The sequence below is a fragment of the Lacicoccus qingdaonensis genome (assembly GCF_900101075.1).
GTDB classification, from domain to species: domain Bacteria; phylum Bacillota; class Bacilli; order Staphylococcales; family Salinicoccaceae; genus Lacicoccus; species Lacicoccus qingdaonensis.
Window position 1 is genome coordinate 18,431 of the sequence record NZ_FNFY01000013.1, and the last position, 16,996, is coordinate 35,426.

General features: G+C 45.4%; 15 protein-coding genes. 4 read left to right on the plus strand and 11 right to left on the minus strand.

The genetic code is table 11. The annotated features are described in order from the left end of the window. Positions 1 to 128: 128 nt before the first annotated feature. Positions 129 to 2,117, plus strand: coding sequence for a catalase (locus BLR15_RS08170; RefSeq protein WP_092986453.1), 1,989 nt, complete (start codon positions 129 to 131; stop codon positions 2,115 to 2,117). A 65-nt stretch (positions 2,118 to 2,182) separates the two neighbouring features. Here the strand turns inward: BLR15_RS08170 and BLR15_RS08175 are convergent, their stop codons facing one another. From BLR15_RS08175 to BLR15_RS08210, 8 genes are all read right to left on the minus strand, one after another. Further along, the gene (locus BLR15_RS08175) at positions 2,183 to 3,049 is read right to left on the minus strand and encodes a LysR family transcriptional regulator (protein ID WP_092986455.1); all 867 of its coding nucleotides are present in this window, start codon (positions 3,047 to 3,049) and stop codon (positions 2,183 to 2,185) included. Between the two features lie 146 nt (positions 3,050 to 3,195). Further along, complete coding sequence (locus tag BLR15_RS08180) at positions 3,196 to 4,326, minus strand: M20 family metallopeptidase (RefSeq protein WP_092986457.1); 1,131 nt, start codon at positions 4,324 to 4,326, stop codon at positions 3,196 to 3,198. A 4-nt stretch (positions 4,327 to 4,330) separates the two neighbouring features. Continuing rightward, the gene (gene solA, locus BLR15_RS08185) at positions 4,331 to 5,515 is read right to left on the minus strand and encodes an N-methyl-L-tryptophan oxidase (protein ID WP_092986459.1); all 1,185 of its coding nucleotides are present in this window, start codon (positions 5,513 to 5,515) and stop codon (positions 4,331 to 4,333) included. 192 nt (positions 5,516 to 5,707) lie between these two features. Then, the gene (locus BLR15_RS08190) at positions 5,708 to 6,292 is read right to left on the minus strand and encodes a superoxide dismutase family protein (RefSeq protein ID WP_176754103.1); all 585 of its coding nucleotides are present in this window, start codon (positions 6,290 to 6,292) and stop codon (positions 5,708 to 5,710) included. A gap of 91 nt (positions 6,293 to 6,383) precedes the next feature. Beyond that, positions 6,384 to 7,568: a putative glycoside hydrolase gene (locus BLR15_RS08195; protein ID WP_092986461.1), complete on the minus strand. Its 1,185-nt coding sequence runs from the start codon at positions 7,566 to 7,568 to the stop codon at positions 6,384 to 6,386. Beyond that, positions 7,565 to 8,386 carry a polysaccharide deacetylase family protein gene (locus BLR15_RS08200; protein ID WP_092986463.1) on the minus strand — a complete coding sequence of 274 codons (822 nt, stop codon included), beginning with the start codon at positions 8,384 to 8,386 and terminating at the stop codon, positions 7,565 to 7,567. Before BLR15_RS08200 ends, BLR15_RS08195 begins: the two co-directional genes overlap by 4 nt. After that, entirely contained in the window at positions 8,386 to 9,012 is a 627-nt protein-coding gene (locus BLR15_RS08205; protein ID WP_092986465.1) for a YkyA family protein, read from the minus strand. The genes BLR15_RS08200 and BLR15_RS08205 overlap by 1 nt, the downstream gene beginning before the upstream one ends. Before the next feature lie 109 nt (positions 9,013 to 9,121). Next, positions 9,122 to 9,379 (minus strand): hypothetical protein, encoded by a 258-nt coding sequence (locus BLR15_RS08210; RefSeq protein ID WP_143003944.1) that lies wholly within the window; start codon positions 9,377 to 9,379, stop codon positions 9,122 to 9,124. 152 nt (positions 9,380 to 9,531) lie between these two features. Between BLR15_RS08210 and BLR15_RS08215 the strand changes: the two genes are divergently transcribed. Beyond that, positions 9,532 to 10,269 carry a YqjF family protein gene (locus BLR15_RS08215; RefSeq protein ID WP_092986469.1) on the plus strand — a complete coding sequence of 246 codons (738 nt, stop codon included), beginning with the start codon at positions 9,532 to 9,534 and terminating at the stop codon, positions 10,267 to 10,269. Between the two features lie 121 nt (positions 10,270 to 10,390). Here the strand turns inward: BLR15_RS08215 and BLR15_RS08220 are convergent, their stop codons facing one another. Continuing rightward, positions 10,391 to 11,116 carry a GNAT family N-acetyltransferase gene (locus BLR15_RS08220; protein WP_092986471.1) on the minus strand — a complete coding sequence of 242 codons (726 nt, stop codon included), beginning with the start codon at positions 11,114 to 11,116 and terminating at the stop codon, positions 10,391 to 10,393. A gap of 93 nt (positions 11,117 to 11,209) precedes the next feature. Here BLR15_RS08220 and BLR15_RS08225 point away from each other — a divergent pair, with 93 nt between their 5' ends. Next, positions 11,210 to 11,662: a 2-thiouracil desulfurase family protein gene (locus BLR15_RS08225; RefSeq protein WP_092986473.1), complete on the plus strand. Its 453-nt coding sequence runs from the start codon at positions 11,210 to 11,212 to the stop codon at positions 11,660 to 11,662. A gap of 42 nt (positions 11,663 to 11,704) precedes the next feature. Here the strand turns inward: BLR15_RS08225 and BLR15_RS08230 are convergent, their stop codons facing one another. Further along, positions 11,705 to 13,393, minus strand: a complete 1,689-nt coding sequence (locus BLR15_RS08230; protein WP_092986475.1) for a BCCT family transporter — start codon at positions 13,391 to 13,393, stop codon at positions 11,705 to 11,707. Between the two features lie 374 nt (positions 13,394 to 13,767). Between BLR15_RS08230 and nadX the strand changes: the two genes are divergently transcribed. Beyond that, a complete protein-coding gene (nadX, locus tag BLR15_RS08235; protein ID WP_092986477.1) occupies positions 13,768 to 14,547 on the plus strand; it encodes an aspartate dehydrogenase in 780 nt (259 codons plus the stop codon). A gap of 297 nt (positions 14,548 to 14,844) precedes the next feature. Here nadX and BLR15_RS08240 read toward each other — a convergent pair whose 3' ends face one another. Then, positions 14,845 to 16,899 (minus strand): HelD family protein, encoded by a 2,055-nt coding sequence (locus BLR15_RS08240; RefSeq protein WP_176754104.1) that lies wholly within the window; start codon positions 16,897 to 16,899, stop codon positions 14,845 to 14,847. Between the last annotated feature and the right edge of the window lie 97 nt (positions 16,900 to 16,996).

Below are 16,996 nucleotides of genomic sequence, written 5' to 3' on the forward strand. Positions count from 1 at the left end.
TCGTTATTCCCGCGAATATTTTTATGCAGGTAAATTAATTTTCTATGCACTTTCCATATAATTACAGGTTAAATCCATATATTCAGGGTAGAAGGTTTATAACTCAAAATTTCAGGAGGGATTTTTTAATGTCCAGGAAAAAAGACGAACTGAACCAGCGGGATACGATAGATAATACTAAGGATGCACCGCTTACGACGAACCAGGGCCTCCCTGTAAGTGAAGATGAATTTTCTCTTAAAGCAGGAAAAAGAGGACCGACACTCATGGAGGACTTTCATTTTCGTGAGAAAATGACACATTTCGACCATGAAAGAATTCCTGAACGGATTGTGCATGCCAGAGGTTTTGGTGTACACGGGGAATTTGAAGTCTATGAATCACTGGAAAAATATACGAAAGCGAAATTCCTGACTGAACCGGGCAAAAAAACACCGGTCTTTGTGAGATTCTCCACTGTTGGCGGCAGCCGCGGATCCATGGATATTCCGCGTGATGTGCGCGGTTTTGCTACAAAATTCTATACGGATGAGGGAAATTTCGACCTGGTGGGAAATAATATGCCGGTCTTCTTCATGCAGGATGCCATCAAATTCCCGGATTTCGTCCACGCCGTAAAACCTGAACCACATAATGAAATACCGCAGGCGGCTTCAGCCCACAATACATTTTGGGACTGGGTTGCTGAAAATTCAGAGAGTGCCCATATGGTCATGTGGCTGATGAGTGACCGTGCCATTCCAAGAAGCTACAGCATGATGGAAGGCTTCGGCGTCCACACATTCAGGCTCGTCAATGCCGAAGGCAAGAGCCGCTTCGTCAAATTCCACTGGAAGCCCGTGGAGGGGACGCACCAGGTGCTGTGGGACGAAGCCCAGATCATCAATGGTAAAAATATAGACTTCAACCGTCAGACGCTGTGGGAAAATATCGAGAACGGCCATCCTGCAGAATTCGAACTGGGGCTTCAGATCATCGAAGAAGATCAGGAGCATGAAATGGACTTCGATATACTCGACCCGACAAAATTGTGGCCGGAAGAAGATGTGCCGGTACAGATTGTCGGCAAAATGACCCTTGATCAGAACGTGGATAACTATTTTGCGGAAACCGAACAGGTGGCCTTCCATCCGGGACATGTCGTACCTGGCATCGACTTTTCAAACGATCCGCTGCTGCAGGGCAGATTATTCTCATATACGGATACACAGCTGATCAGACTGGGCGGACCGAATTTCCACCAGATACCGATCAACCGTCCGATATGCCCATTCACCAACAACCAGCGTGACGGCTATGGTCAGATGTCCATCCATAAAGGACAGACGGCGCATCATAAAAATCGTATGAACAATAACCAGCCCGAACCGCTCAGCGCCGAAGAAGGCGGCTATGAACATTATCAGGAGAAGGTTGAAGGCAATAAAGTACGCGCAAGAAGTGAAAGTTTCGAAGATCATTTCAGCCAGGCGAAAATGTTCCTCAATTCACTGTCAGATACAGAACGACAGCACTTGTCGGATGCTTTCAGTTTCGAACTGGCAAAATGTGATATGGATATCAGGAATAACGCCATTGAAAAACTTCTGAACAATATCGACCGTGACCTTGCCGAATATGTTGCCGACAGGACCGGTGCAGAACTGCCGGCTGAAAACGAGGAGTCGACTTATGAAAAAAGCTCACCGGCACTCAGTATGATGAATACCAAATTCTCACTGAACACCCGTACTGTCGGTGTGATTATCACTCCGGACGTCACTGAAGATACCCTTAAAGAAACAAGAAGCAAACTTGAAGAAAAGGGTCTGCAGGTCAAATTCATCTCAGATAAGATTTACACAATCGGCAGCACGACAATTGATGAAACACTCGCTACTGTTCACTCTGTCCTTTTCGATTCCATGATTGTCATCAGTGGAGAAGAAGACCTTCAGCCGCCGGTGATCGAACAGCTGGAAATTGCATTCAAGCATAAAAAAGCCATCGGCTTCGGCGGCAATGTGTCTTTCGCAAAACTGTCATTCTCTGAAAAAGATAAAGGTGTATCGAATATTGAAACAGAGCTGGATAATTTCTTGGAAGACGTTAAAAATCACAGAGTGTGGGACAGATAACTTGTTTTAAGACTCAAGAGCTCCTGAAAAAGGAGCTCTTTTTATTTTCAGCTGGACGGGAGATATCAAGATACGTGGGTGTCCCTGTATTCCTGGACGGTCTGGATGAATTTGTTCATGGCAGTCGTGATATACGTCTCCTTATGCCAGATGAAGTCTGTGGATATTTCGCTGTATTCCGGTGGCAGTTCATAACCGAAAAGTTCTTCTCTTCTTAAGGCGTCCTTTACAGTGGATTCAGGGACGAGGCTGATTCCAAGCCCGGATTTTATACTGCCCAGAATCGTTTCGAGCGTACCGAATTCAACGATTGCAGCATCTTTCACCTTTTCGTCATGCAGCCATCTTTCAAGGTTCCTCCTGTAGTTGCACCCCGGTTTGAAGACGAGCATCGGCATTTCCTTCAATTCATCCAGCGTCGCATTTTTATCACCGTATACAAGCATCAGCTTTTCTTTGAATAATTCCGCTCTGCTGATTGAAGGATGCTGCACAAAACCTGCAACAAAGGCGCAGTCGAGCTTTTTATCCGCGACTTTTTCAGTAATTGTATCAGTGACATTGCTGTCGATGGACAGTGATACATCCGGATAGGAGCTGCGGAACATTGAAAGGATTGCGGGCAGTCTGGTAATCGTTTCAACCGTGCCGATATCGAGCCTCCCAGAAGGCTGTTCCGTATCGTGGAATGCTTTCTCTATATCGTTCATGGTTTTCATGATCTGTTCTGCATAACTCTGCAATTTCCTGCCTTCTGAAGTCAGCGTCGTCCCTTTTCTGTGACGCAGAAACAGCTGGGTGTTGAGCTCTCTTTCAAGCGACTTGATGCGGGAAGTCACATGTGACTGGACGTAATTCAAGGACTTGGCTGCGCGGCTGATACTGCCATGTTCACTGACACCGAGGAAAATCCTCAAATCTTTGAATTCCATAAAATCGCCCCGTTCCTGTCATTTGAACAGTATTATACATAAAACCCATTAGAATTTCCTGCCCGAAGCTGCACTTCCCAATGCTTATTGCAGTTAAAGAGCAAAAAAGACGGCAGATCCACCCCGGAATCTGCCGTCGATTTATATTAACCAGCGTATCTTTTTATCAATTCTTTATAGAATCTGATGGATTTCTCGAATGCTTCGACTTCCACATATTCATTCGGCTGATGTGCGAGCGTTTCGATGCCCGGACCGTAGATCAATGTCGGGATCTGACTGTCCGGATTCAATACGGAGCCGTCCGTATAATAGGAAACCCCGCCGATGGTCCCGTGTCCGGAAACTTCGAGCGCATCCTGGATGATCCTTTCTTCTTCATCCGTCACCACCGTCGCCCGGTCAAGCAGTACTCTCGTTTCCACTTTCGGCTCGTTCTCTCCTGAAAATAAACTGCTCAGCCTTTCATTAAATTTCTCATACAGGTCATCATGGACGTTCGGGGTGACTGTTCGTATATCCACGTTCAGCGTGCACTGGTCCGGAATGACATTGGTCTGGATGCCGCCGTTAATCATATTCGCGGAGACGCTGCTTTTACCGAGCGGTGCCTTTTCTTCCAGCCATTCTTCCTTCAATTTCTCGACCAGACTGATCACTCTGCCCATCGCCTCGACAGCGTTGATACCCTCTTCCGGCATCGCACCGTGTGCTGTTTTGCCGGTCAGTGACACTTCGATCCACAGTGCACCTTTATGACCGGCAACGACCTTTCCGCTTGTCGGCTCGGCAATCACAATCGCATCGACATCATCCATCCCCTCTGTCTTCACATAATGCGCCGCGCCGATGGAATCGACTTCTTCACCCGCTGTCGCAAGAAATTCCACATCCCTTGCCGGTTCGAACCCTTCTTCATACAGTGATTCCACAGCCAGGTACAATGCAGCGAGACCGCTTTTCATATCCGTCGTTCCTCTGCCGTACATTCTGCCGTCATCCATCTCAGCATCAAATGGGTCGTGCGTCCATTTCTGTTGTCCGATCTTCACGGTATCCGTATGGCCGGACAACAGCAATCGTCCTTTATTTTCATCACTGCCTTTCAGCCTCACAGAGAAATTGCTTCTGTTCTCTGAAAGATCGGTCACTTCATACGGCAGATCTGCCGCTTCGCTTCTCTGTATGAACTGCTCCACCACTTTATGTTCGTTCCCTGGCGGATTTGTACTGTCTATTTTAATCAATGACTGCAGGAATTCAATATCCGTCTGCAAAAAATCACTTCCCTCTCGCTTTGAAATAAACTTCACCCTCGTTTTCAGGCTGGAGGCTCGGACGGGTCGCCTTAAACAGTGAAATGTCCTGCTTCGTCTCACCGGCAGTGACAAGTTCACTCAACACTTCGCCGACCGCGCTCGAGAACTTGTAGCCGTGGCCGGAAAATCCTGCAGCAATCGCCACATGGTCATGCTCCGGATGTTTATCGATGATGAAGTTCTCATCCGGTGTATTTGTGAACAGGCACGTTTTCCCGACCTTGAGACTGCCGTTTGCCGCCTGCATATATTGACTCATGAAACCGCGTATATCCGACTCGTCTTTTTCATAAGCCCCGAATTCCTTGTTGTAGTATGCCGGGTCGATATCGTCCCCGTTGTCATAACGGCCGATTTTCAAACCGCCGCTGTCGATGGACGGAAAACCGTAGTATACGCCGGTCGGCACGTCCGCAAAGAATCCCGGGAAGCTGTCCGCTTTGTACAGTTCGTCGTTGGAGTCAAACCATGCGATGGTCTGTCTGGATGGCTGGATATTTATTTTCATATCAAGGTCGTCGAGAATCTTTTTATTCCACGCGCCGCCGGAGATGATCAGCTTATCTGCGGTGAATGATTCTGTGTCCGTATCCACTTTGACGGAGTCAGCATGGATATCGATGTTCATCACCGGTGAATCGACTTTCAGTTCAGCGCCGTTATCCAGGGCGAGGCGCCTGAATGTGCGTATACTGTTCTCGGAGAACAGCATGCCCGCTTCCGGCTCATAACAGCCGATCTGACCGTCAGGTACAGTGATGCCCGGCCATCTCGCATTGATTTCGTCGGCTGACAATGTTTCAAAATTAAGCTTATATTTATGACCGCCATCGATTGCCGTCTGGACGAACAGCGATTCGGCCGGTCCATACGTGACGACGCCCGTTTTCATAAAAATCCGTTCGTTCGTTTTTGCCTGGAGATCATCCCATAATTCCTGAGCACGCAGTGCAAGCGGTACATATTCCAGACCTTCACCGCATGCGTGTCGGATCAGACGCGTCTGCCCGGCATGACTTCCGTTTTCATGCGGCGGATCGAATGCATCGATCATCAATGTTTTTACACCCTGCGCCGCCAGGTAATAGCCTGCCGCCATCCCCATGGATCCCGCGCCCACTACGATCACTTCATAATGCTTTGTCAATACCATCACTCCCCGAGGCATAAAATAATGCCGTAATATTTGTACTTGACTTCATTTTAAGCGCTTACATATATACATGTAAAATGATTATAAATGATGATGGATATCTGTATGAGAGATAGATTGAATGCTTTTGATGCCAGAATATATAAAAGGAGCAAAATCCATGGGATTCTGCTCCGTCCGAACGATTTACTGTGCTTCTGTGATTACACCGCATGCGACCGGGTCACCGGCATCGCCCGACGGCTGTGATTCATAGTCATCTTCACCAGAATGGATGATTAAAGCTGTGCCATCTTCTGTATGCAGTGAAGTTTCCACTTCTTCATCCAGAATCGTGACATTTTCTGCCGGCACTTCTGTCGATACAGTACCGTCTTCATCCACTTCTATATTCTCGAGGTCACCTGCGTGGGGACCGTCTTCATGGTCAAAACCGTGGGATGCATCTGTCGGATTATAATGATCTCCGGCAGAACTGAAATCCGGTCCTTCACACATGCCGGCATTATGAATATGCATGCCGTGCGTTCCCGGTTCCAGGCCTTCCGCTTCCAGCGCAATCGTCAGACCGTCATCCGCTTCAGAAAATGTCGCCGTACCCATTTCCTCTTCATCCGTATCGTACATCGTCACTTCAATTTCTTCAGACGCTTCCTGAATTGCGCCGCCGTCGTTGTCTTCATCCGCACTCTCCCCGGCTTCTTCTCCGGTTCCGCATGCAGCAAGTACTAAAACCAATATGAACATTGGAATAAATGCCCATTGCTTCATGATATCCCTCCATTCGTTACTGGGACGATTCCCCTGTTTAAAGTGGTATAAACGCATATTACATATACTTTCAGAATTTTTTTACAAAATGTTACTCCAATTCGTAATTTACCTCTCTTGTATATTGATTGGAGGCGTCCCACAGCAGAAATTCATCCACTCCGTTATCTTTTAACGCTTGAATTTGCGTTTCAATTTCTTCCACATCATAATTCAAATAGTTTCCTGCGCCCAGATATGATGCTGTAAAATCCTGCAGCCATGGACGGCTGACGGGCGGATCATCAAGTGCAGCAAGCACTTCATTCTCAGCCTGGATATATTGATCAATGACCTGATATGGCTCTGTATCCGGTGCATCAATACCGAAAGAACCCGGTCCCCAGTGACTCGGATAAACCATAGAAGATATTACATCCACATTTTCTGAAATCTGACTGAAGTCCTGTCCGATGCCTTCTGCAACGCCGTGTGTTGCCGCGTAGCCGAATATATCTACAGAAACATCCACATCGTAAGGCTCAAGGGCATCTCCGGCGTATTCTACAAAGTCGGTGACAGCATTGACTCTTCTTGTCCCGGCATCTTCTTCATCCGCATAGTCCCCTAAATCAAAATCCAAAGTTTCTCCGTAAAATTCAAATCCTTCCGGGAACCTGACATAATCAAACTGGATTTCTTTGAAGCCAAGCTTAGCCGCTTCCACTGCAATTTCTATATTATAATCCCAGACTTCCTGTAAGAACGGATTCACAAAGTTTTCGCCGCGTCCGTTTTCCCAGATCGAGCCGTCAGGGTTCAGAAATGACAGTTCCGGTTCCGCCTCTGCGAGTCTTGAATCTTTAAATACGACGACACGAGCAATCGGGTAGATCTGATTCTCTTCCATCTGTGACATCAGCGTCTCGGAATCCGTATAAGTATAAGAATTCGCCTCTGCGATATCATTTTCGACCGGCAGTTCCATCATGATATCGCCCATGTCTTCTTTAACATCGACGACCATCGAATTCAGTCCGGATGTATTTACGTAATCAATCAGTTCATTCATGCGTTCGCTGCCTGCAGTGTAGCCGGAAACAAATATCCCTCTAACACCATCATCCGGATAGGAAATTTCCACACCGCTGTCATACAGAAAATGACCGGGTATATTTTCCGGCAAAGTTAAAATCGGTTCATCATCGATATCCAGCATTTCAGCCCCCACTTTGCCGTTACTGAACACCGAAAAGGTTACTACAACAATAAACATCATTAAATATTTAATCTTCATTCAGTCATCTCCTCTGCAGCGTTGCTGATCTCTTTGGGATCAGCCAATTGAAAACCCTGCCCTCTCAGTCCATCAACAATTTCAGGCAGCGCTTCTTTTGTCCACTCCCGGTCATGCATTAACAGATTCGCACCATCAGATAAAAATTCCGTGTTCACCATGATATCTGCCAGAGCCTCCGGCTGCTGGTATTCCGCCTCCCAGTCATAACCGTAAGTCCAATTCATCAATGTCATGTTTTCCTCTGCAACCACTTCTATGGAAGCATCCGTGTTCACGCCAAACGGTGCTCTGAAAAACTGGGGCCTTTCACCGGTAATTTCCTCGACCAGATTATTCACCGGAATAATTTCTTCTCTTGTCTGTTCGGCATCAATCTGCTCTAAATTAGGATGCGTCATCGTATGATTGCCAATTTCAAATCCCATATCATAAATTTCTTTTAAATCATTTTGACCCGCTTCATCCTGTATGAACATGCCGTTCACAAAAAATATCGCATTGGCATCCATGTCATTCAGAATGTGTGCCATTTCTACAGCATGCTGATCCGGTGCATCATCAATCGTCAGCAAAGCGACTTGGGGATCCGCGTCATCCAACGGAATGATCTGAAAGGTTTCCGGGTGCACTTCATAAGAGAAAGTCTTTTCAGGCTCTGCCGGTTCCTCTTTTGTTTCAGGTTCTTCCTGAGCAGTTCTTTCCGTCTCTGTTCCTTCAGTCTCTATTTCTTCTTCATTAACTTCTTCACTCTGACTTTCGGAGTTGCTGCAGCCGACTAATAAAAAGGCGACCATAATTAACAGTAAATGTCTCATTATGAGTCACCTTCTTCGTTGATTATTTCTCTGAGTTGGTTTTTATTCGTGTTTAAATCAGTGATGGCTTCGTCCAATGTATGATAAAAATCATTGATTTCCTCATGTTGTTCATTCAGTTCTTCGATTCCGCCTTTAAAAGTTTCATAACCTGCACCTGACTCACCCAGTGAATTAAAATAGTCACGCTCCTGATTCAAAACCTCTTCATACTGCGGCAGAAATGACTGCATCGTGCCATTGACCGATTCCAATGATTCAGTCATGGAATCCACAACATCTCCCATCTCCGCTTCATCTTCAGAAATGGAGAGATTCTGCAACTCTTCCTGTGCCTCTTCATATGTAGCCATTTTTTCCGTCAAAGCATCCAGTGTGCCACTTCTGGAATCAATGTTTGAAAATACTGCGGCAGAGGCATCGCTGAAATTGGATAAGTCCTCCCCGCTCAGTGCAGTTTCAAAATCCTGTTGAAGTTCTATCTCATAATCGATTAATGATTGAAGTTCATGTTGAAGTGATGACTCTTCAAGAGTCTCGATATTACTTTGGACTTGGCTGGAAGTATCTCCGCATCCGGCAAGTACAAAAATCATACCTGATATCATTAACAATCCCACTCTCATATACAAGCTCCTTATATTTGATTTAGAGACATTATAACAGTTTTAGATGTAAAATGAATGTATCGTTAGAATTTTTTAGAAATAAAGGGTTTTAAATGTAAATGGCACACTACCGGGAAGTAATGTGCCTTAAAAGAATTTTACATCGTTCTTCTTCCAGCAACTCTTCAAATTTTGCCCTGATCAATCCTTCATATTTTTTACTCCATGACTTTAAAGCAATAAAATATAATACTGCCGTAATTAACGCCAATCCTGCCGTAACCGGCCAGAACCAAGCTGAAACGATACCCTCCGGACTGGCAAGACCGATTTCCGAAAAAAGTATAAAGGTGAATATTATTCCACTGAACAGGACGACTGTCACTGGGACAGCGTACTTCCATGGCACCATATCAACTTATATATCCCCATTTGAAAGCAGGAACGAACACTTAAAAATATTTCACTTGAAATGTACGGGAGAAGTTTACACTTCATTATTTGAGGCTACAGAATAATAAGAATTGGAGGCTCATTATGAAGAATCGTCTATTGAATTATACCGAGCACAGAACCGCCCCGCTGCCCAGGTTTCCGTGGATGATGTATCAAAGATGGGAAGATTTAGTGTGCATGCATATACCGGTGGATCCCGGAGATCTCCTGCCCCATATCCCTCGAGAACTGGATCTCGATTTATACGGCGGCAAAGCCTGGATATCCATATTCCCTTTTCTTATACGGAACCTGGGACTCAGAAGCATGCCCAGATTTCCATACTTTCATAAATTTCTGGAATTGAATGTGAGGACCTACGTTAAACACAAAGGGATTCCAGGGGTTTATTTCTTCAGTCTGGATGCCGAAAAAATCATGCCGGTACTCGGGGCTAGAACTGTTACACTCCCTTATTATAAAGCGAAGATGAAAAGAGAGGAGAAGCATGGCTGGGTGCACTATTCAAGCAGGCGCCAGCACAGTGATAAAGCATATTTCGAAGCACGATATAAAATCCTTTCCAGTGCTGCGCCGGCAGAAGAAGCGACGTTGGATCACTGGCTGTTTGAGCGGTACAGACTGTATCAAACCATCCGCAGCACAGTTTTTCATATCGGCATCCATCATTTGAAATGGAAGCTCGCTGACGTCTCCATAGATTATAATCCCGACTCGATCAACTCATTACTGCCCGGAGATATAGAGGGAGAGCCCGCCGTCGCACACTACTCCCCCGTGCTGGATGTAATCTTCTGGCCGCTGGGGAAATCTGAGTGATAGTGAGACAATGGTGGCTGGCGAGTAAGTCCGGTGAAATCAGCAATATAATCAGGATTCGGCTTCGAAAAACGAGTAAGTCGGCCGGAATTCCAAAGAAGCTCGTTATATTCCAAACCATTCACGCCTTGATTTTCTTACTCATAATTATCTGCCTGCCGAGAGGTCCGATAAACGTATCGCCAGTTGCGGTAAAACCACCTTTTTTGTAGACATGCTGCGCAATTTTATTCTTCACATTGACTCCGAGCGCAACTTCTTCAACATTATCATAATGCTCATTCACAAAAGCATCCAGCTCACGGAAAGAGGATGTCGCCACGCCGCGCCCCTGCTTGGTGGAGTCGACCGAGTAGCTGAACATCACAAGCGCGTCAAAATTACTGGTATACTTCTGAACGATATCACCGCTCTGTAAAATAAACACCCCTGCAACCTGACGCCTCTGGATGATCAGGACCAATCGTCTCTCATCAATTTTTTCACAGCTCTTCAGAGCATCAAGCGGTGCTGCTGAATAATATTCATGTGCTTCAGTCAGCACATATCTCTCCAAATCTCCATAATGGGACTCGTCATAAAATTTTAAAGTCACTTCCGTATTCACCTGATACTGACTGCCATCATCTGTACGCTGAAAGTATTGATAATCCACCAGGTATCTTCTTAAAACAGCATAGTCCGGATAAGTTTCTTTCAAGATTCCATTCACTTCTTTTTCTTTATATACATGATTCCGGTCAAATGCCTTAATCAGCTCATCAAATAACTGAAGTTTCACCTTTTCCTTCTTTGGAATCTGCACCAGTTTACCGTCTTTGAAAAACCTGTCTTTAATATTCGTCATCCATTTCACCTGCACATTAATAAGTCATACAACTTCCTTTTCTTCAAATTATGATACTATACTTACAATAACTTTTATAATATAGGTGATCATATGATAATGGTGAGTGCATGCCTGGTCGGTCAAAATGTCAGATATGACGGCAACAACAGTCTCAATGAAAAGATACTCAGATTGGTGGATGAGGGAAAAGCGATTGCTGTGTGTCCGGAAGTGTTCGGCGGCCTGTCGACCCCGCGGCTGCCTGCAGAAATTGAAAACGGGGACGGTCACGATGTCCTTGAGGGGAAATCGAAAATTGTGGATACATCCGGTAAAGATGTCACGGAGGAATTTTTAAACGGCGCCTATGAGACACTGAATGTATTCAAAGAATTTCAGCCTTCAATGGTTGTACTGAAAGAAAACAGCCCGTCCTGCGGCAGCTCTTTCATATACGACGGTACGTTCAGCGGCAATAAAATCCAAGGCGTCGGTGTGACGACAGCATTGCTTGAAAAGAACGGCATCCAGGTCATTTCCGAAAAAGAATTTGAAACATTATAAAAAAGTGAGTGCCCGGACCCGGGCACTCACTTTTTATGTTGTTTACTTATCTTCTTTTTTCTCTTCATCCGTTTCATCTTCTGCCTCAACAGCTTCTTCGTCTGCTTCCTCTATATCAGGTGCAACCTGATCCGGCAGTGATGCTCTGAATGCTTCGATTCTTTCTTCAAGTTCTTCTTCCGTCTCTTCACGGTAGCCCGGCTCATAAATGAGCTGTCTTCTTTCAAGCTCTATAATCTTGAATTCGTTTCTCAGCGCTTTAAAGAGCGAGACCCCGAGCAGTATGACAACCAGAGTGAACGGGAATGCAGCAATCAGCATTGCCATCTCGATTGCACTCAGTCCGCCTGAGAACAGAAGTACGAGTGCAGTACTTGAAAGGATTGCCCCCCAGATCAGCTTGACTCTGAGTGACGGGTTCAATGAGCCGCCTGTTGTCAGCATACCCAGTACGAAAGTACCACTGTCTGCAGAAGTCACGAAGAATGATGCGATCAACAGGATCGCGATACCCATGACGAGCGGTGCAGCAGGATAGTTTTCCAGGAATGCGAACAATGCAACTTCGTTACCTTCTTCTGCTATCAGATTGTACAGTCCGCCTCCGATCAGGTTATCTGATTCGATACCTGCAACGCCGAATACTGCGAACCATAACGCACTGAACAGTACCGGTACACCGGTAACACCAAGAATGAATTCACGGATAGTTCTGCCGCGTGAAACACGGGCGATGAAACTTCCGACGAATGCAGACCAGCCGATCCACCATGCCCAGTAGAACAATGTCCAGTCATTGAGGAAGCCTCGGTCCCCCTCAAATGAGTTCATACCGAGCGTCATACTCGGCAGGTTCTGTATATAGTTACCCGCGTTAGTCAGGAACGTCTCGAACATAGTAACTGTAGACCCGAATATGAATACGAAGATCATCAATGAAATGGCAATAACCACGTTACCCATACTCAAGTAGCGGATACCCACGTTCAGACCTGTCGATGCTGATAAGACGAATCCAACAGTGATCAGCAGGATGACTATCGTCTGAGAAAACAGGTTGTTTTCGATGAAGTCAAAGCTGTAGCTTAAACCCGCAGTAATCTGCGTCGCACCGAGACCAAGTGAGGTTGCGATACCGAAAATTGTACCGAATACCGCAAGAACATCCACACTTTTACCCATCCAGCCGTTTGCACGGCGGTCACCGATCAGCGGGACAAGTGATGAACTCATAAGCAGCGGTGCTTTATGTCTGAAGTTGAAATACGCAAGTGACAGACCGACAACTGCGTATACTGCCCATGGGTGGAAGCCCCAGTGGAATAATGTATATTGCAGCGCTTCTCTTCCGGCTCCGGTCGCTGCACCTTCTAAAGACGGCGGATTATGATAATGTGTCAGCGGCTCCGTCACACCGTAGAAGACGAGACCGACACCCATACCTGCAGTGAACAGGAATGAGAACCATGTAAAATACTTGTACTGTGGCTTTTCATTCTGTTTACCCAATCTGATCTTACCGTATGGACTGAGCACCAGGAATAATGCGAACAGGACGAACCCTGTCATTGCCAGCATATAGACCCAGCCAAAGCTATTCGATATAAAACCGTTGATAAAACCCAGAACTGTCTCTACATTTCCCGGAGCAACCGTGCCCCACAGAATGAACACAATAGCAATTGCGAGGGAAATATAAAAGACAGGTGTAACTTTTGACTTATTTTTCATTAGTAGCCTCCTTATAAAATTACACTATATATACACACATACCCTGTTATCCCATTAAAAATCGGATATTTTTCCAAAATCTGGTGCCAGGAACCGGGCTATAAAAATTGACAATAAAAAAGACCCATAGATAGAGCATAACTGCGCATTATGCCCGCTTCTCAGACCCAGATACAAAATAAGTGTATATATGAAATGTGACATTATCCACATAGGAACGTAGTCATGATAACATGAATATGATGATAATAAAACACCCGCCGGTGATGAATACGTTTTAGACAGGTATAATTTGACAATTTTCTTCGTTTGACGCGGCGTTTATTTAAAAACTTCTAAATTCATTTGTGAAGATTATATACGGAGGAGATAATATGAACATAGGTTTAATCGGTTCTGGCGCCATCGGCCAGTATCTGCTGAAAACAATCAATAAAGATCGCCATCCCGAACTGGTCATCAAAAATATTCTGGTTAGAAACAAGGAAAAATACAAGGCGCTTGAGTCCCAGTATGACGTCAAGCTGTACACAGACCTTGATGAATTCCTGTCGTCTGATATCGATATGATTGTTGAAGCTGCGAATGTCCAGACGGTACGGGCCGTGCTGCCGGATGTTCTGAAGAAAAAAGATTTAATGCTGATCAGCGTCGGCGCACTGGTCGATGAATCATTATTGTCAGAGGCCGCCCGCCTTACCGAAAAATATAATCATCAGCTCCACCTTCCATCCGGTGCAGTCGGCGGACTGGATCTGATTCAGAATGTGAAAATATCCAACAACCTGGAAAAAGTCGAACTGATTACAAGAAAACCGGCGCATTCACTCACAGATGACCATATCACGGAGAAAAAAACGGTTTTCGAAGGCAAAGCAGCCGATGCGATTGAAAAATTCCCGAAAAATATGAACGTCTCCATTATTTTATCACTGGCCGGTCTGGGAATTGATCAGACAGATGTTCGGTTGATAGCCGATCCCGAAGCGGATAGGAACATTCACCAGATAAAAGTATCCGGCGATTTCGGCGAAGCGGAACTGACAATTAAAAATGAACCGCTGCCTGAAAATCCGAAAACGAGCGCACTTGCCGCACTCAGCATACTCGGTACACTAGAGAGAATCCAGAGGAATGTGAAATACGGGGGTTAATCTACTCTTTTCAGTCACCCACAACTCCCAGTGACTGACAAACTACTTAATTCAGTCACTCAGCATCCCCAGTGACTGATAAACCACTCTTTTCAGTCACCCACAACTCCCAGTGACTGATAAACTACTCTTTTCAGTCACTCAGCATCTCCAGTGACCGACAATCTACTCTTTTCAGTCACTCGCAACTCCCAGTGACCGACAATCCACTCTTTTCAGTCACTCAGCATCTCCAGTGACTGACAATCAACTCTTTTCAGTCACCCACAACTCCCAGTGACTGACAAACCACTCCACTCAGTCAATCAAATACAAATTCCTCGTTGCACGTGATGCCAATACATATTTGATCAGCGGCAGATCATCATAGAATTCCGATTCGGTAATGATGACAGTGTTGTACTCAAAGCCTTTTGATAAATAGTAGGGCAGCACCAGATAGTCCTGGTTATAAATGGTGTCGACTTCCTGCAGATTTTTCAAACCCGGAATATCATCTTTCAGCTGCTCATACATTTCATCCGCCGCTTCTCTTGACGGCGTAATGACCGCCATCTGCTCCGGCAGGTTATCAGCAATCATCTCTCTGATATACCCTGCTTCATCCGCCGCATTGATGAACTGCACCTCCTGCCCGTCGACGGACACGGATTCTATGCCGCCCGGCACGATCGTATTCAGATAATCATTGATCTGATTTGTCGAACGGTACGATTTCCGGAGTGTCATCATATGATGGTCCTGAACATCCAGTGCTTCACTGCCGACCGGATGGATCTGCTGATTTTTATCACCCAGGCTGGTGAATGTCGCTTTGCCGTAGTAATCCGTCATCACGGCATACTGGATATTCGAATAATCCTGAATTTCATCCACGATCACATGCCGCATCTTCTTGTCGGAGACATCAAGGATATGAATGTACAAATACATCAACGGCGCAAGATCTTCATACATGAAGTTATTGCGTTTGACGTTTTCTATCGTTTCACTTCTGACTGCTTTATCGGTGATCGATCTGACATAAATCTTTTCAAGCTGGACGAACCGGAACCTTTTGATCTGCTGGTGCACTCTCGCCAGTGCTTTCGTTGCATAATCATTCGCCATTTTCTGCAGCTCTTCCTTTTCCCCGATATACTCACGTGTTTTATCCAGCTCTTTATATTTCCTGTTTGTCAGCCACTTCAGTTCTCGCTGATACATATCGAGTAAATATTCATAGATCTTATGCAGGCGGCGGGGCACCGGATGCTGTGACAGATTATTATAAAACACTTTTTCAATCATCTCTTTGGCAATAAAGGTCTTCGTGCCGTACTTAAGATCTCTGAAGTACATTCCGTCCTCGCCGAGCGTGTCCATATACTGTTTCAGATCCTCGAAATACCCTTTCGATGTTTTATAACGGTACGCAGAACCGTCCTCGCTGTTCAGCCTCTGAATGTTATCAGCCAGGGACTCGAACTGGCGGCCGTTGAAATACGGCATCTCTTTTTGCATACGGTAGAATGTCATATTTTTGACGTTGTCCTCACCAAGCTCCGGCAGCACGTCGGAGACGTAGTCATTGAACACTTCGTTCGGTGACATCAGCAGTATATTGTCCGCTTTCAGCTGTTTTCTGTATGTGAACATCAAATATGCAATACGCTGCATCGCAAGCGAAGTCTTTCCGCTTCCCGGCGGCCCGTAGACAAGCGTATTCTGACTCAAAGGCTGACGGATGATGATATTCTGTTCACTTTGAATCGTTGCCACAATATTTTTCAATTTCGCCCGTGATGAATCCGTAATCAGCTGCTGGAGCATTTCATCCCCGATGTATAAATCACTGTCGAACATTTTCTGCATTTCGCTGTTTTCAATCTGGAACTGCCGGCGCAGTGAGACATCGGTTTTTATTTTCGAACCGTCCGGTATCGTGTAGGACAGCTCCCCGATCCTGTTTTCATAAAAGAGGCTCGCAACCGGTGAGCGCCAGTCGTAGATCAATATATCCTGATTGTTGTCCTGGATGGTCGCATTGCCGATATAGACCGGCTCACCGTCCGCTGTCAGCCTGCCGAAGTACGGCTTTTTAATCATGCGTGAAGTGACGTCCAGCATCTTTTCAATATGGTTGTAATTCGATTCCGTCATGCGCATTTCAGGCAGCATCGAAATGAAATCCATGACATTTCCGTCTTCAAAATCGAATGTGTTGGATACATCATCGTTGAGCATTTTCCGCGTTTCTAAAATATCAGCCGAGGTTTTGTTCTGCTGCTGATTCAAACTCGCGTTGTATGCTTTTAAGAAGTTCACCGTAAATTTCAGATGATTCACTTCAAGTTCAAATTCATTCCCCATCATACCGCTCCTTTTTATATAAATGCATTGCTTATCATACAATGATTCCGGCAGAATGTGCAGTCTTATTATCGTCGATTTTATATGCTATAATTGA

Excerpts from the sequence above, each read along its gene's own strand:
- BLR15_RS08170 (WP_092986453.1), top strand. The coding sequence starts at position 129 with ATGTCCAGGAAAAAAGACGAACTGAACCAGCGGGATACGATAGATAAT.
- BLR15_RS08175 (WP_092986455.1), bottom strand. The coding sequence starts at position 3,049 with ATGGAATTCAAAGATTTGAGGATTTTCCTCGGTGTCAGTGAACATGGC.
- BLR15_RS08190 (WP_176754103.1), bottom strand. The coding sequence starts at position 6,292 with ATGAAGCAATGGGCATTTATTCCAATGTTCATATTGGTTTTAGTACTT.
- BLR15_RS08195 (WP_092986461.1), bottom strand. The coding sequence starts at position 7,568 with ATGAAGATTAAATATTTAATGATGTTTATTGTTGTAGTAACCTTTTCG.
- BLR15_RS08200 (WP_092986463.1), bottom strand. The coding sequence starts at position 8,386 with ATGAGACATTTACTGTTAATTATGGTCGCCTTTTTATTAGTCGGCTGC.
- BLR15_RS08205 (WP_092986465.1), bottom strand. The coding sequence starts at position 9,012 with ATGAGAGTGGGATTGTTAATGATATCAGGTATGATTTTTGTACTTGCC.
- BLR15_RS08215 (WP_092986469.1), top strand. The coding sequence starts at position 9,532 with ATGAAGAATCGTCTATTGAATTATACCGAGCACAGAACCGCCCCGCTG.
- BLR15_RS08220 (WP_092986471.1), bottom strand. The coding sequence starts at position 11,116 with ATGACGAATATTAAAGACAGGTTTTTCAAAGACGGTAAACTGGTGCAG.
- BLR15_RS08225 (WP_092986473.1), top strand. The coding sequence starts at position 11,210 with ATGATAATGGTGAGTGCATGCCTGGTCGGTCAAAATGTCAGATATGAC.
- BLR15_RS08230 (WP_092986475.1), bottom strand. The coding sequence starts at position 13,393 with ATGAAAAATAAGTCAAAAGTTACACCTGTCTTTTATATTTCCCTCGCA.
- nadX (WP_092986477.1), top strand. The coding sequence starts at position 13,768 with ATGAACATAGGTTTAATCGGTTCTGGCGCCATCGGCCAGTATCTGCTG.
- BLR15_RS08240 (WP_176754104.1), bottom strand. The coding sequence starts at position 16,899 with ATGGGGAATGAATTTGAACTTGAAGTGAATCATCTGAAATTTACGGTG.